Here is a 16,469-nt window from a genome sequence, read left to right as displayed (position 1 = left end):
TATATTAAGATAATTAGAACTTCTACATACATTATTTTGTTATTGCTTTAAGATTCTAAAAATTCTGTCGAATACATTTACTTTGTGTTATAATTGGTATTTAATAGATATGTAGGTTAAATTTTCAATTAAATTAGGGGGAAGAGGAATGAGAAAACTACTAAAAAAGTCTTTTGTTTTAATTTCTGTTCTATTACTTGTTGCGTTAGCAGCTTGCAGTAGTAATAGTACAGAAACTTCAGGAAAGGACGACGCTGGACAAGCTAAAAAAGGCTTGAAAGCAAAAATTGGAGTCATCTCGTATTTAAGTGGCCCTGGAGCAGCTTACGGTGAAGCGATTACGAATGGTTTTAAGTTAGCTCAAAAAGAAATTAACAAAAAAGGCGAGGTCAACATCGAACTTGTTACGGAAGACTCAGCTGGAAAGCAAGAACAAGCGTTAACAGCTGCCCAAAAACTAATGAGTGACGATGACATTGTTGCATTATTGGGACCAACTTTAAGTACAGAAATGAATGTTGTAGGGCCTGAGGCGGATTTAAACGGAATTCCAATTATGGGTACTTCCACTACAGCCGTTGGAATTCCACAGATTGGAGACTATGTGTTTAGAAATTCATTGCCTGAATCACTTGCAATCCCAGCATCTATCAAAAAAGCGGTTGATAAATTTGACGTGAAGAAGGTTGCGATCCTTTACGGTAATGACGATGTCTTTACAAAATCAGGATTTGATACGATGAAAAAAGAAGCCGAAAAAATGGGACTTGATGTTTTAGCGATTGAAACCTTCCAAAAAGGACAGTCAGACTATAATGCACAATTGACTAAAATCAAGGGACTTAAACCAGATTTAATTTTATGTTCAGCTCTTTATAATGAAGGCGCTGTCATCATGGATCAGGCAAGAAAAATGGGTATCAATGTACCTTTTGTAGGAGGAAATGGCTTTAACTCACCACAGGTTATTGATATTGCAGGTAAAGCTTCTGAGGGATTAATTGTTGCAACTCCATGGTTTGGAGAAAAAGAGGATCCAAAAGTACAAGACTTTGTTAAAAAATATGAAGCAGAATACGGCAAGAAACCAGACCAGTTTGCAGCCCAAGCCTATGATGCTCTATATATCATGGCCGAAGCATTAAAAAATGCTGGAGAAGCAGATCGGGATGAACTTCGCGATGCTCTAGCTGAAATCAAGGACTTAGATGGCGTACTTGGTAAATTCTCCTTTGATAAAGATGGAGATGTTGTCATGGACCCAACAGTCCTCATCATAAAAGATGGAAAGTTCCAATTGTTTGAATAAAATAAATTCGCAGTTAAAGGGTGAGATGTCTTGCTATTAGAGCAGCTAATTAATGGTATTACACTGGGAAGCATCTATGCAATCGTTGCCCTTGGATTCACGCTTGTTTTCGGGGTTCTAGGGATCATTAATATGGCCCATGGTGAAATCTTTATGTTCGGTGCTTTTATTGGAGTAATTGTAACAAGTACGTTGGGGCTGCCACTTTGGGTGGCATTTGTTGCCGCAATCATTGTAACGATTATTTTAGGATATATGCTTGAGCGCTTTGCTTTACGCCCACTTCGGGGGAAGCAAGGCGTCTCACACCTTGCTCCATTAATAAGTACCATTGGCGTATCTATTTTACTTGAAAATCTTTCGCATCATCTATTCGGAGCAGGGAATCATCCTTTCAGTAATGCATTTTCTGAGATCCATTTTAAAATTGGTTCCATAACTGTTTATCTTGTTCAAATTTTAATTTTTGCCATTTCCGTTATCTTAATGATGTCGCTTTCGTATTGGCTTTCAAAAACAAAAGCAGGGAAAGCTCTCCGTGCTACAGCAGAAAATTTAGAAACGGCTAGTATCCTTGGAGTAAATACCAAACGAATCATTACTTTAACGGTCATTATTGCATCAGCAATGGGAGGAATCGCTGGAATTCTAGTAGGTATGGCGTTTAATTCTGTTAATCCGCAGATGGGATTATCGATGGGGCTAAAAGGTCTAGCCATTATTATTTTAGGTGGAATGGGTAATGTGAAAGGTGCAATGGCTGGAGGGTTGATTCTTGGATTGGCTGAAACGTTTATTGTTGCTTACGGAGATTCAGGATATCGTGATGCCATTGCATTTATAACAATCATTTTTATCCTTTTATTAAGGCCACAAGGGTTATTTGGCCAAAAGACATCTGAGGCGGGGCGGTGATGTTATGCTCGGAGAATTAATCAATCCATATTACTTACAAGTCGCTTCCTTTATCATGATCAATATTATTCTCGGCTTAAGCATATACATTACTCTTTCTTCTGGACAACTCTCATTAGGAAATGCCGGGTTTATGGGGATTGGAGCATATACATCTGCGTTGCTCACCATCAACTATGATGTTCCAATTATCATTGGAATCATTGCGGGTGCATTAGTTGCAGGGATATGCGGTATTCTTATTGGAATTCCTTCTCTTAGATTAACAGGTGTTTATCTGGCAATTGCCACACTGGGTTTTGGTGAAGTAATTCGTGTATTCTTTGTTAACTGGGAATCACTAACTAATGGTGCAGTAGGTATTTCTGGTATTCCTCATATAGGAAGAGAGCTGTTTAGGTTTTTTAAAGAAGCTGGTTTTGATCCAGACATGATTGGTTTAAAGAATAATCAATTTGTTTATTTATTGGTACTCATCCTCTTAGTGGTCATTGACATTCTATTAGTATGGTTTTTGATTAGACAAAAGAATTCCCGTGTTGGACGAGCTTTTGCATCGATTAAAATGGATGAGAAAGCCGCAGAGGCAATGGGAATTAATATTACATACTATAAAGTTTTGTCCTTTACTCAAGGCGCTATTCTATCCGGTTTTGCGGGAGCTTTATTTGCTCATGTTATGGCCTATATTAGCCCAGCTGATTTCTCTTATCATCGCGCTGTTGAGATCCTTATCTTTGCAGTATTCGGCGGTAGTGAAGTAATCTGGGGTGCTATTTTTGGAGCAACATTTATGACGATGATGCCTGAGGTTTTAAGGTTTATCAGTGAATATCGCTATGTCATTTATGGTCTCATTTTAATTTTAATGATGGCATTTCGTCCTCAAGGACTTATTGATGTTTCGATCTTGCAGTGGTTAAAGCTTAAGCTGCCAAAAAGGGGGAGCAGTCATGGTTCTAAATATAAAAAACATCAGTAAAAACTTTGGCGGCATTTCTGCTTTAACCGATGTATCGTTTTCTGTTAATGAAGGTGAGATCTTCGGTTTAATTGGTCCTAATGGAGCAGGGAAGACGACGATGTTTAATGTCATTACAAACATGTTTCCTCCGACATCTGGGGAGATTAGCTTTTTTGAGGATAAAATTACTGGGATTAAGCCCCATAAAATTACTGATAAGGGTATTTGTCGAACGTTTCAAAACATCCGTCTCTTCTCACAAATGACTGCTTTGGAAAATGTCCTGGTTGGGGGGCATTCTCAGAGTAAATCAGGCGTGCTTAGTGGTGTCTTTCGAACAAAATCGCAGCGCGATGAAGAAGAAAGGTTACGTGTAACGGCAAAAGAACTCCTAGAACTGGTAGGTTTATCAATCTACGAAGATGCTATCGCAGAAAATTTAGCCTATGGCCAGCAAAGAAGACTTGAAATTGCAAGAGCATTAGCCAGTGATCCTAAGCTATTATTGTTAGATGAGCCTGCGGCAGGGATGAATGAAACAGAAACAGACGACTTGTTCTATTTAATTAAAAAAGTACAAGAAAGAGGCATAACAGTACTTTTAATTGAACATGACATGCCGCTTGTCATGAAGTTGTGTGACAGAATGACAGTTTTAAACTTCGGGAAAAAACTTGCAGAAGGCACACCTGAGGAAATTCAAAACAATCCAGCTGTTATTGAAGCCTACCTCGGCCGAGAGGAGGAGGATTATATTGCTTAAAGTAACTGGAATCGAGACGTATTACGGAAAAATACAGGCACTAAAAGGGATTAGTCTTGATGTGGAACAAGGTAAAATTGTAACCATACTGGGTGCAAACGGAGCCGGAAAAACGACTACAATGAAGACAATCGCCGGTTTAATCAAGCCAAAGAAGGGGACTGTTGAATTCTTAGGAGAGGACGTTACAGGGCTAAGACCAGACCAACTTGTAGCAAAAGGGATATCTCTTGTACCAGAAGGAAGAGCTATATTATCTAGTATGACAGTTATAGAAAACCTTGAAATGGGAGCATACCAGCGAAACGATAAAGAAGTTGAAAAAGATATTGAAGAGGTTATGAAACACTTTCCAATTTTAAAAGAAAGAAAGGATCAGCTTGGTGGAACCCTTTCCGGAGGACAGCAGCAAATGCTCGCCATTGCAAGGGCAATACTTTCACGGCCTAAACTATTGTTGCTGGATGAGCCTTCAATGGGACTAGCTCCTTTAATCGTAGCGGATATTTTTAAGATAATCAGAGAGATAAAAGATGCCGGGACGACGGTACTTCTAGTAGAGCAAAATGCAAAACAAGCTCTGAAAATCGCCGACTATGGTTATGTTATGGAAACTGGAAAAGTAATTATCAAAGGAAAGGCAGAAGACCTTTTAGTAGATCCGAGAATTGTAGAAGCGTATCTTGGAAGAAGATCAGGTTAGTTGCACTATCTCTATCGAAATATAAGATAACCAGCAAAAGGGTGGTTACCAAGACAAACTATCCTTTTTTGACAACCACCACCCTGTTGGTAGAGGTTTCAGGAGACAAGTGCTACCAGCCTTGTCTCTTTTTTTTATAGTCCCTTTATTCACTGAAAATCAATTGTTAAAAATATAATTTTCCTTATATATATGGTAAGAGTCCGAAAATCAGTGCTTTATATCAGGTGGAATTTTACAAATATTGTCTAATTGCACAAAACCCCTGAATTTTGGCACAAAACCTACTTGAAATTGCACAAAAGCCTGTTAAAATCGCACAAAACCCATGGAAAATGGCACATACCCCTCCCCAAAATGCACAAATCAAAATTTTTTGATACAAAGAGCCTTCATAAAAACATGAAAACCTCCCAGCTCTTATTTCTGTAAATTAATAGACAAATTTTGATAGGAACTGGATGATAATTTCTTGAACCAGCTAGCCGTTCTATTCAATATACAGGTATAATATACTAATTAATAGTGTCGAAATTTGTCTGAACTCAGGAGGAACCATGTATCTAAAAGTAGATTCTTTAGCATTGCTTAATAGTTTTAATCAAATATGGATGGAATGTTGGCTGGAGAAAGGATATGTTTTGGAAAATGAAAGTGGTGCATCTAATCGTTACATCATCACGGATGAGAAAGATCAAAGAGTAGGAACAATTGAATTTAAGCCTTATTCTCTCGATTTACAAAATAATATTAATACCGTATTCCCGTTTCAAGAAATAGAAGAAATTGCGGTCACTCCTCATTCAGTTATTGAAATCGATAAGGTAGCCATCTTAAAACAATATCGAGGGAAAAATTTAGATCGATTATTATCGTTGTTTGTTCATTATTCAGAGAAACATCAGATTTCTCATTGTGTGGTTCTGCTCGAAAGAATGTTCTACAAAGCACTGAGAAATGTATATAAAATACCATTGCAGGCGGTGGGGGAAAAAATTTATTATAAAGGAGATTATGTCATCCCTGCGATTATTTATCCGCAAAAAATCTATCAAAATAAGAAAAATTATAGATGGATTTTAAATGACACACAAACACAAAAGAGAAAACTTATCTTTACGTAAAAACACGATTGGAGAACCACATGTTTAGTCTTAAAACAAAAAAGTTTGCCTATTCTTTTATCTTTGTTTTTATCGTTACGAACGTCCTTTGGAATATGATTTTCCATCATAAACAAGCTTTTTTAGATTGGGGCGGTATCTGTTTTCAAATTATTGCTTGCCTTACCTCTGTTTCCTGGCTTATGAATACCTTTTTCAAACATAAGGGAAGAGCTAAAAGTTTTTGGTTAATGCTTGGCTTGGGGATTCTTAGTTATCTAATCGGAACGTTAATTTGGACCTTTTATGAATTTGTACTGAATGACAAAGGCGAAGCTCACACCCTGCCGGGGATCTTTTGGATCTGTCAAAATGGCTTCTACTTTATCGCTCTGCTCGTCCTCATGAATGAAATTAGAAGTCATTTGTTAACGATACGATTTTTCTTAGATATGTTAATCGTTATGTCTGTAGCGACGACCTTTAATTGGATATTCATTATGAATCCATTGATAAATCATAAATCGATGCTTGAATTTAATCTCACAGAAATCATGTATCCAATCTTGGATTTGGGTGTCCTTGTAGGTGTTTTATGTTTTTATGCGGCACAAAATAGGATGTTTAACAAACCGACATCTTATCTGTTGATTTCTGGATTTCTCATTCAGATAATTGCCGATTCCATCTTTTCCTATTTAAAAGTAATGAAAATATACTCCGTTGGTAGTGTAAATGAACCATTATGGATTCTGTCCATCTTATTAATTGGTCTGTCAGGGATATATCATGTACCAACGGTTGCCAAAGAAACACCAGTCAAAAGGCCCGAAAAAGGGATGCTTATTCGGCACAGTATTCCCTATTTAAGTGTTCTGTTTCTTTCTATTTACGTTATCTCCTCTCTTTATAAAACTCATCCCATTGTTGTGGGCCTGTTCTTTTGTATTTTATTAGTAATCTTAAGGCAATTATTCACATTATTGGAGAATGATAAATTAGTATATGATTTAAATCAACTAAATGAAGATTTGGAATTAAAGGTAAAAGAGCGAACAGATAAGTTAGTAGAAACGGTCAATTCAATGGAACATCTTGCCTACCATGATGTTGTAACAGGTTTGCCTAATCGCCGATTTATGGAAAAAAGAGTCTCCCTTGCGATTGACAATAAAACAGGAAAACGAAAAATTGCCTTTATGCTGCTTGATTTGGATCGTTTCAAACATATTAATGATAGTCTGGGACATTCTTATGGGGATCTTTTGCTAAAAGAAGTCGGGAAAAGATTGGTAGAATGTCTCAAACCAAACGAAGTGGTGTGCCGATTTGGCGGAGACGAGTATGCATTATTAATTGAAAATACGTCAATTCAAGGCATCGAAAGAAAGGCCTTACGAATTTTAACTGCTTTGCGAGAAACGTTTACAATCGAGGGCTTTGAGCTCCATATAACTCCGAGCATTGGGATCTCCCTTTTTCCTGACCATGGACATGATTTTGAGGCGTTATTGATGAAAGCCGATACAGCCATGTACAAGGTAAAGGAAAAAGGCAAGAATCATTATATGATTTATAGTGGTTCTATGAGTATGGAACCGATGATGGAGTTAGAAAGCTCGATCAGGAAGGGTATTGAACGGAATGAATTCTTACTTTATTACCAGCCGCAAATCTCCCTCAATACGAATGAAATTGTCGGGGTAGAAGCATTGCTTCGTTGGGACAAACCCAGCTATGGAATGGTGCCGCCAGCAAAATTTATTCCTTTGTGCGAGGACACGGGTTTAATCGTGCCGCTTGGAGAAAAAGTTTTACTAGAAGCTTGCAAGCAATCAGTTGCCTGGAGGGAAAAGGGGATTACTGATTTAAGAATTGCCGTTAATATCTCCTCCTTGCAATTTCAAGATAATGATTTTATTGAGTCGGTTGCAAGAATTATTAAAGAAACAAGGGTTAACCCAAATGATATCGAATTGGAAATCACAGAAAGTATTGCGATGGGCTCGATTGAGAAAACCCTCGCGAAATTATCTTTTTTAAAACAAATGGGTTTTCAAATTGCGATGGATGATTTTGGAACAGGATATTCCTCACTCCATTATTTAAGCCAATTTCCAATCGACCGCCTCAAGATCGATCGTTCGTTTATTTCTTCATTAGAGAAGAGCGAGAAGGATGCGGCAATTGTAAGGTTGATTGTTATGATGGCGAAAGGCCTGAACTTCCAGGTTTTAGCTGAAGGGGTAGAAGAAGAATCACAAAAGGCATTTCTGGATGACATTAGATGTGATGAATTCCAAGGCTACCTATTTAGCCGTCCATTGTCTGTCGAGGAATGTGAGCAGTTAATTTTACATCAAAAACAAGGGGCAGACCCTTGTATTGTTCATGCATAATGGTGAAGTGAGACGAGGGGCGTTTGCTCTTTGTCTCTTTTTATTTAATCTATTCGGGCAAAAAGCTACTTAATACCTACGAAAATCGTCAAATAGTACAATAGTTTTTAAAAAATTCAGAAAAATATTGTAAAAAGGTTCTATTTAGACAATAATGAAAGTGGAAAAGATTGCTTTTTTGTCGGAAAAGATATATTTTTGGTTGTAAGATTAGTAGAAAAGTAGGGGGATTACGTCGACAAATAGAGATGGGGGTTCTTGGAGACGTACGCAGTAATGACTAAAACTTAACCTGAAAAGAAGGGGATGGAATAATCATTTGAAACAATTGAATTTTAAAGTACTTGTTGCATGGGTTTTGGTCATACAACTGGCCTTGCTGGGTCCAGTCAATACCATTCAGCATTCTTCCGCAGCAAGTCAAACGATGTCAGAACAAATAATCCATGAATTTAATCAAAATACGTGGGCCTATAATCATTTATTTACTAGTCCAAGCGGGCAGCTCTATCTTTCCCATGTGAAAAATAATACAGAGATCGTCGTGAAAAAATGGAGCCAAAGTACGTGGGATGAGCTTACATCGATTAAGACCAGTGCCACTGGTGATACCAATTTTAATGGTGTTTCCGACTTAGCTGTTGATGCAAACGAACGTGTCCATGTAGCCTTTTTATTTGAAAAAGGAACAGGTTTGACGAGCCAAAGGGGCGTTAAATACGGTGTCTATCAAAATGGCAGCTGGTCTTTTCAAACTGTCGACAGTGCTTCTGACACATGGGGCTGGAAAAACATGTTTGAGCCTAGTATCGCGATTGATAGCAATGGCAAGGCCCATGTCGTTTATATGTACAATGATGCAAACGACCCGCGGAAATATGAAATTCGTTATGCTACCAACCAATCTGGATCGTGGGTAGTGCAGACCCTTGCTAGTGGGTCCAATTCGAAAGATGAAGTAAAAGACCCACAAATTGAAGTCGACCAACAGAATAAGATACATATTACGTATGTTAAAGAAGATAATCAGAATAGTTATTATGGAAATTATTATTACACTCACAAGCTAACTAGTGGGACTACATTCTCAGCTGCAGAAAAAATTGTCGATGCGGTATCGGATCAAAAAGGATATTACTACACCCCATTTATAGTTGATGCTGCTGGAAAAATTTCTTTCGCTTATTATCAAGGCAATAGTTACTCTAGTAATCTTGCGAATGAAACCTTTATCACCCATATTCAAACCAATCAATCAGGTACCTGGACCGATGAGGTTGTTTACTCGGATCAAACGAAAATTACCTATCCTGTCCAAGTAACGAAAGCAGGTTCAAAGAATGTTCTACTGATGTATTCCGCCTCGAAAAATTCGGCCGCACCATCACCAAGTTTTTTCGCGATGGAAAAGGATGAAGGAGCATGGACGAAAGGGACAGCGGAAGTGACCCCTAGCATAACCACTCAGACTCCAAGAGAAATCACCTATTCAATTGATCAGAATGGCAATATTAAGGTGGTTCTGTTAGATAACGGTTTACGAAAAATATCGTTTCTAAGTGGATCAGGCGCAGACTTTGGCTTGAGCTTTAAGTCTAGTAATGCCGATCTAAATCAGTTAAACGTGAGTCCTGGGGGCTTGCAGCCTGGATTTAGCCCTGCCATCACTAACTACACCACGACTGTAGGGAATGCGGTCCAAACGATCACTGTTACCCCAACAGCTGCGGACTCCAAGTCAAAGGTCACTGTCAAGGGGTTACCTGTTGCCAGTGGAAGTTCAGCATCTATTCCATTAAATGTGGGAAGCAATTCAATTACCGTTGTTGTAACGGCCGAAAATGGAACCACTAAAGTCTATTCCGTAACCGTTACTAGAGCGGCACCATCAAATAATGCGAATTTGAGTAATTTAACCGTCAGCACAGGGACCTTAAGCCCTTCATTTGATGCGGAAACTCAGCAATATCAGGTGATTGTTCCTGCTAGTACCAATCAGATTCGTGTCACTCCAATGGTCGCGGATGCTACAGCGACCGTGACGGTAGATGGCCAAGCTATATCAAGTGGTCAGGATTCAAATCCAATTAATCTAGAACCCGGCGAAAATTCGATTCCTGTCGTCGTTACTGCACAAGACGGAACCACTAAGACCTATACGGTGATCGTGAAACGAAATCAACCGCCAACGACAGCCGACAAGACTCTGACCGTTGATGAAAATGCGGAAAACGGAACCATTGCAGGGATTTTACCAGCAAGTGATGCAGAGGGCCAATCACTGACCTACAGCATTTTAGCAGGGAATACGAACAATATTTTTGTGTTAAATTCGGTGACCGGAGAAATCAAGGTAGCGGATGGCAGTCTATTAGACTATGAAACAACCCAGTCCTATACATTAACGATTCAAGTTAGTGATGGGATCGATCAAGCAACAGCACATGTAAAAATAAATGTGAAGGATCGTAATGATAACAGCCCCGTTCCAAAAGGGTTTACGGCAACGATTGCTGAAAACGCGGCAAATGGAACAACGGTTGGAACCGTAACAGCAACCGATGTGGACATAGAAAATCTCTTTACGTACAAAATTAATGCAGGAAACACAGCTGGTGCGTTTGCAATTGACGCCCATACTGGAAAAATAACGGTCGCGGACGCTAGCAAACTAGATTATGAAACGATCAGGAATTTTTCCTTAACGGTACAAGTTAGTGACGGTGCCAATACGGCCGACACAACCGTGACCATTGACTTGACCAATCTGAATGACAATACACCCGTTGCCAATGATGCGAGCTTTACTGTCAATGAAAACGCCGCCACTGGAACCGTCGTTGGTACAGTTACGGGCAGTGATGCTGATGGTGACCCGCTCCAGTATACAATTGTTTTAGGAAATGATAATGGTGCTTTTACGATTAATCCGACCTCTGGAGAGATCATCGTATTAGACGGGAGCCAACTAGATTATGAAACAAATCCATCCTATACACTAACGGTTCAAGCTAGTGATACGGTTTTACCGAAGAATCGATTGCTTACGCCTTATAAGGTATACACTTCCTTGTTTGCGGCTAGAACGACCGAAACGGATTTAGCCACGATTACCATTCATCTAAATGATCTAAATGATAATCGTCCCGTTACAATAGCTATTACTAAAAATATCGATGAAAATAGTCCGAACGGTACATCCGTTGGTACTGTCACCGCTACTGACGCAGATGCGGACAGCACGTTTACCTATACTCTTACAGACGGAAACTCAGCAGGTGCGTTTACGATTGATCCTTCTAGTGGTGAAATCACTGTTGCTGACGCGACCAAACTAGACTATGAAACCGTCAAGAATTTTAACCTGCATGTAGAAGTAAGTGATGGAACCAATACAGCTGAAACAACAGTGACGGTCAACGTAACTAATCTAAATGACAATTCACCGGTTGCGGAAGATGGCACCTTTACGATTGAAGAAAATACAGCAGACCAAACTGTCATTGGCTCAGTTAAGGCAAGTGACGCTGACGAAGATCGCTTAACCTACAAGATTTTGAGCGGAAATCAAGCAGGTGCTTTTGCGATTGACGCTAGTAATGGAGAACTGACGGTTTCGGATCATACACAACTAGACTATGAAACGAACAAGAGTTTTACTCTAACCGTACAAGTAAGTGATGGAGCAACGAGTGCAGAGGCTGCAGTAACAATTAACCTAACCAATCTAAATGATACGATACCAGTTGTGAAGGATGGGAAGTATTCCATTGATGAAAATGCCGGAAATGGGTCAGCCGTCGGCACGATTGAAGCGAGTGATGCAGATGGAGATTCCCTCAGCTATCAGATTACGAGTGGAAATGGAGCAAATACGTTCACGATTGATGCTGCTACTGGAAAAATCACCGTAGCGGATAGCAACTATCTGGATTTCGAAGAATACCAGAACTATAAGCTAACGGTAAAAGTAAGCGATGGAATCCATACAGCTGATTCAGGAGTAACCATCGACCTAACCAATCTGAATGACAATCCACCGGTCGCCGATGATGCATCGTTTACGATCGATGAACAGGCTGCAAACGGAACCGTGTTAGGAAAGGTTACGGCACGTGATGACGATGGAGATGCTCTTACGTATTCGATTGCATCAGGAAATGACAAGGGTATTTTTTCCATTAACGAAACAACTGGAGAGTTGACTGTTGTAGATGGTTCCTTGTTAGATTCGGCAACCCAAGCATTGCACACCCTTTCGATAGATGTAAGTGATGGACAATATACGGCTGCTTCTACCGTGACTGTTCATCTCCTCTCAAGAGATGCAACGCTAAGTAGTTTAACGAGTAGTAAGGGCAAGTTGGATCCGGAATTTAAACCTGGAACCACTCAATATCGGTCGACGGTAGGGGAAGGTATTCATAGTCTCAAACTAACCCCAACCACCACAAATGCAAACGCAACAGTGAAAATAAACGGGAAACCAATCTTGAGTGGGCAAGAAAGTGATGAAATCGCGTTAAATTTCGGGAAAAACAAAATTACCATCGAAGTAACCGCTCAAAATGGCAAAAAAGTGACTTACACCCTCACGGTCATGCGGTTAAAACTCGTTGTTACAACCGTGCCTGTCCTTAATGGAAAAACCGGAACTGTGCCGGATGAAGATGTGGAATTGCTTGATGATAACGGAACACTAGTGGTTGAATTAAAGAAGGATCTGTCTCATCTCAAATTTACAACTAAGCAACTAGAAACGTTAATCAATCGACATGTACGAATAAAGATTGTAAAAGATGATGTTGAACTGTCGATTCCGGCGATTAATTTTGAAAAAGGAAAAGACCTTATCATTAGTTTAGAAAAACTAGAGAAAAATCCGAAGAACCTTCCTTTTTCCAATTTCGCGATCAGTGCCGTATATGACTTCACCATTTTACAAGGCGATAACATCATCCGTCAGTTTGACCAGGGAATTGAATTAAGGTTTTCAACGGCAAAGGCTGATCAAGCCGCCAAAGTGTATTACTGGAACGAAGAAAAGAAAAAATGGGAGCTCGTAGGCGGAACGTATGAAAATGGCCAGCTTAAAGTATCGACGCACCACTTTAGTACATTTGCTGTATTTGATCCGAAAGATCTAGTGGCTGCAAAACCACCAACCAATCCAGAAAGACCAGATACGAGCAAAACGCCAACAACCGATACAGGAACACCTGATACCGATAAAAAACCAACTTCTAAATCGGATTTACCAACAACAGCCACCAACATGTATAACTGGCTGTTTGCAGGTATCCTTGTGATTATCCTCGGAGGAGCCTTGCTCGTTGTCCAACGAGTAAGACGAAGCGACGAAAATATTCATTAATAAAATGGCTGAATCAAAGTCGAGTAAGAACATGACTTTGATTCGGCTTTTTTTATGTACTGGGGGTGGGTGAGTATCTATTTTTATTTTGAAATTAAATTTCAGCCATATTATATTAAGTACAAAATAAAATTACATTAGGGGGATTCATAGGTGAAATATAGACTATTAGCAACGGATTTGGATGGCACATTATTTAACGATCACAAAGAGATTGATGCGGAAACTATTGAGGCCATTCATGAGTACCGCCGAAAAGGGGGAAGAGTGGTTATCTGCAGCGGGCGCTCACCGCTTTCCACTCAATGGATTGCCCGAACGATTGGGCTTAAGGGGGAGCCGATCATTGCGTACAATGGGGCGATCCTCATCGATGAGAAGGGAGAGGTCAGCGAGCAATCGGTTTTTCCGATAGAACCACTCATCAGCTTTTGGGAATTATGTAAAGCGGAGGGAATTTATGCACATTTTTATGAAGGGGATACGCTCCTAGTCCCGCAGGTAAATAAATGGAATGAGAACTGGATTGAAAATAACATTCCCACTCTAGAAAAATCAGGGGGAGAACAGCAACATTGTCAACGTTTTCGTAAAAAATGCCAGGTGAAAGTGGTCGCGGACTTTTACCAATACTTAAAGGAACAGGAGCGGAACATTACCAAAATTGCCGTATTTGATGATGGGAACAAGATCGCGGATTTTACAAAACGGCTAAAGGAACAAGTAAAGGAGATGGAGATTAGCAGCAGTTTTAATTTTGTTAATTTAGAAATAACTCCTGGTGGTGTGACGAAGGCATCGGCCCTTGTAAAGCTTACCGAGCAGCTGGGAGTTCCACTCTCACAAACGGCGGCGATTGGCGATAATTATAATGATGCCCTTATGCTCTCGGCTGCAGGCTTGGGAATTGCAATGGGGAATGCGCCTGAAAAGGTGAGGCAATTAGCGGATCAGGTGACTGGGACTAATAACGAAGCAGGAGTTGCGAAGGCCATCCATCGCTACTTACTTAAATAAATTCTGATATATTGTTTTGAAATAACATTTCAAAATTTATATAAATATATTGAAATTTAATTTCAGTGAGCATATAATAAGTGTATGGTAACCGTTTTCATCCGAGAAAAGACTTACAGGAGGATTTCGATAAAATGGCAGAAAATCTTGAATTATTAACGACAGAATCACGAAATGAACAGTCCATGCAGATAGATACAGCAAATCCAATTGATATATTACGAATCATGAATGAACAAGATCAACTAGTTGCACTTGCAGTCAAGGAAGTTTTACCAGATGTGGAGGCGGCCGTTCAATTTGTGTTTGAATCCTTTAAAAACGGCGGACGTCTCATTTATTTAGGTGCAGGCACGAGCGGACGGTTAGGGGTTCTTGATGCAGTCGAATGCCCGCCTACCTTCAGCACGGATCCTGAAATGGTCCAAGGGATTATGGCAGGGGGCGAACGCGCCTTTCTGAAAGCAGTCGAAGGAGCGGAGGATCAGCCTGAGCTTGGGGTAAGTGATTTGAAGGAGTTGGGTCTGACCAAACATGATACCGTTATTGGCATTGCAGCCAGCGGTCGGACACCTTATGTGATTGGAGCCCTTCGCTATGCACGAAGCATTGGAGCGAAAACCGTTGCTCTTTCCTGCAATAAAAATGCGGCGATTAGTAAGGAAGCTGACCAAAGCATCGAAGTCATTGTCGGTCCAGAGGTGCTGACTGGTTCCACACGATTGAAAGCGGGAACCGCCCATAAAATGATTTTGAACATGATTTCAACCTCTTCCATGATCCTTTTAGGAAAAGCCTATGAGAATTTAATGGTGGATGTTCATGTCAGCAATCAGAAATTAAAGGAACGGGCGATCGGCATCATCCGCAAAATTACTGGGGTTTCGTATGAAGAGGCATTGGAGACACTAGAGGCATCCGATCTACAAGTCAAAACGGCGATTGTAATGATTAAAACGAATACGAACAAGCAAAAAGCAGAAAAATTATTAATCGAAGCGAATGGCTATGTAAAAAAAGCCATCCAAAACGTAGCAGAGTAAATTTTTTTAAAGGTGGTCTTTGGTGTGGCAGCAGGCGGGTTAAAAATGATACGAAATATGCTGGAACAGCTTCCAGCATCCGAGCGGAAGATTGCTGAATTTATTCTTGAGGATCCTCAAGCAATTTTAAACAGTACCGTCCATGACATCGGATTACAGGCCCATACAAGTGGGGCCGCTGTGATTAGACTGTGTAAGTCATTGGGCTTAAACGGCTTTCAGGATTTAAAAGTAAGAATTGCTGGTGATCTAGTGAAACCAGTGGAACAAGGGTACCGTGACATCGAGCCGGGGGAGTCCTTTTTCTCTATCGCGCAGAAGACTACAAGCAATAGTATCCAAAGCATCCGCGACTCGGAAGAAATGATTAATTACGATGAATTGGAACGTGCTGTTCACACCTTGTCGGCTGCTCAAAATGTTCATTTTTTTGGGATCGGGGCTTCAAATATCATCGCTAGGGACGCACAGCAAAAGCTCCTTAGGGTTCATAAAAATGCAACCGCTTTTACGGATACACATCTTGTTGCTACCTTAATTGCCAATGCCAATAAGGATGATCTTGTGTTTGGAATCTCCCACTCAGGCGAAACACCTGAGGTCATTAAAGTCATGTCACTCGCAAAAGAGCGCGGCGTGAAAACAATTAGTTTAACGAAATATGGGCAATCAACAGTCTCTGCTCTGGCGGATATTAAGTTGTTTACCGCTTATTCTGGAGAGGCTCCGTTTCGAAGTGCAGCCACTTCCTCACGCCTAGCGCAGTTATATATCATGGATATTTTGTTTTTATCGATGGCAACCGTCCAATATGAGGATACGATTCAATCCATTGATAAAACAAGAGAAGCAATCAGGTTTATCAAAGAAGGGAAATAG

At 40.0% G+C, this 16,469-nt stretch carries 11 protein-coding genes; all 11 read left to right on the top strand.

What is annotated here, in order from left to right; all coding sequences use genetic code 11:
* Positions 1-148 precede the first annotated feature (148 nt).
* On the top strand, positions 149-1,309 hold the full coding sequence (locus KW850_RS03405; protein ID WP_218346166.1) for an ABC transporter substrate-binding protein: 1,161 nt from the start codon (positions 149-151) through the stop codon (positions 1,307-1,309).
* Between the two features lie 30 nt (positions 1,310-1,339).
* Positions 1,340-2,224: a branched-chain amino acid ABC transporter permease gene (locus KW850_RS03400; RefSeq protein ID WP_218346165.1), complete on the top strand. Its 885-nt coding sequence runs from the start codon at positions 1,340-1,342 to the stop codon at positions 2,222-2,224.
* 4 nt (positions 2,225-2,228) lie between these two features.
* Positions 2,229-3,206 (top strand): branched-chain amino acid ABC transporter permease, encoded by a 978-nt coding sequence (locus KW850_RS03395; protein WP_218346164.1) that lies wholly within the window; start codon positions 2,229-2,231, stop codon positions 3,204-3,206.
* Positions 3,178-3,951, top strand: coding sequence for an ABC transporter ATP-binding protein (locus tag KW850_RS03390; protein ID WP_218346163.1), 774 nt, complete (start codon positions 3,178-3,180; stop codon positions 3,949-3,951). The genes KW850_RS03395 and KW850_RS03390 overlap by 29 nt, the downstream gene beginning before the upstream one ends.
* On the top strand, positions 3,944-4,654 hold the full coding sequence (locus KW850_RS03385; protein ID WP_218346162.1) for an ABC transporter ATP-binding protein: 711 nt from the start codon (positions 3,944-3,946) through the stop codon (positions 4,652-4,654). Before KW850_RS03390 ends, KW850_RS03385 begins: the two co-directional genes overlap by 8 nt.
* Before the next feature lie 557 nt (positions 4,655-5,211).
* Positions 5,212-5,778: a hypothetical protein gene (locus KW850_RS03380; RefSeq protein WP_218346161.1), complete on the top strand. Its 567-nt coding sequence runs from the start codon at positions 5,212-5,214 to the stop codon at positions 5,776-5,778.
* A gap of 20 nt (positions 5,779-5,798) precedes the next feature.
* Positions 5,799-8,156: a putative bifunctional diguanylate cyclase/phosphodiesterase gene (locus KW850_RS03375; protein WP_218346160.1), complete on the top strand. Its 2,358-nt coding sequence runs from the start codon at positions 5,799-5,801 to the stop codon at positions 8,154-8,156.
* A gap of 319 nt (positions 8,157-8,475) precedes the next feature.
* Positions 8,476-13,530, top strand: coding sequence for a cadherin domain-containing protein (locus KW850_RS03370; RefSeq protein WP_218346159.1), 5,055 nt, complete (start codon positions 8,476-8,478; stop codon positions 13,528-13,530).
* A gap of 153 nt (positions 13,531-13,683) precedes the next feature.
* Positions 13,684-14,547, top strand: a complete 864-nt coding sequence (locus KW850_RS03365; protein WP_218346158.1) for an HAD family hydrolase — start codon at positions 13,684-13,686, stop codon at positions 14,545-14,547.
* 134 nt (positions 14,548-14,681) lie between these two features.
* Positions 14,682-15,590, top strand: coding sequence for an N-acetylmuramic acid 6-phosphate etherase (murQ, locus tag KW850_RS03360; protein WP_218346157.1), 909 nt, complete (start codon positions 14,682-14,684; stop codon positions 15,588-15,590).
* Positions 15,591-15,614: 24 nt separating this feature from the next.
* Positions 15,615-16,469, top strand: a complete 855-nt coding sequence (locus KW850_RS03355; RefSeq protein WP_218346156.1) for a MurR/RpiR family transcriptional regulator — start codon at positions 15,615-15,617, stop codon at positions 16,467-16,469.

It is taken from the genome of Bacillus sp. sid0103, from assembly GCF_019219025.1.
The sequence above is the reverse complement of the archived record's forward strand: the minus strand, read 5'-3'. Positions and strand labels throughout refer to the sequence as shown.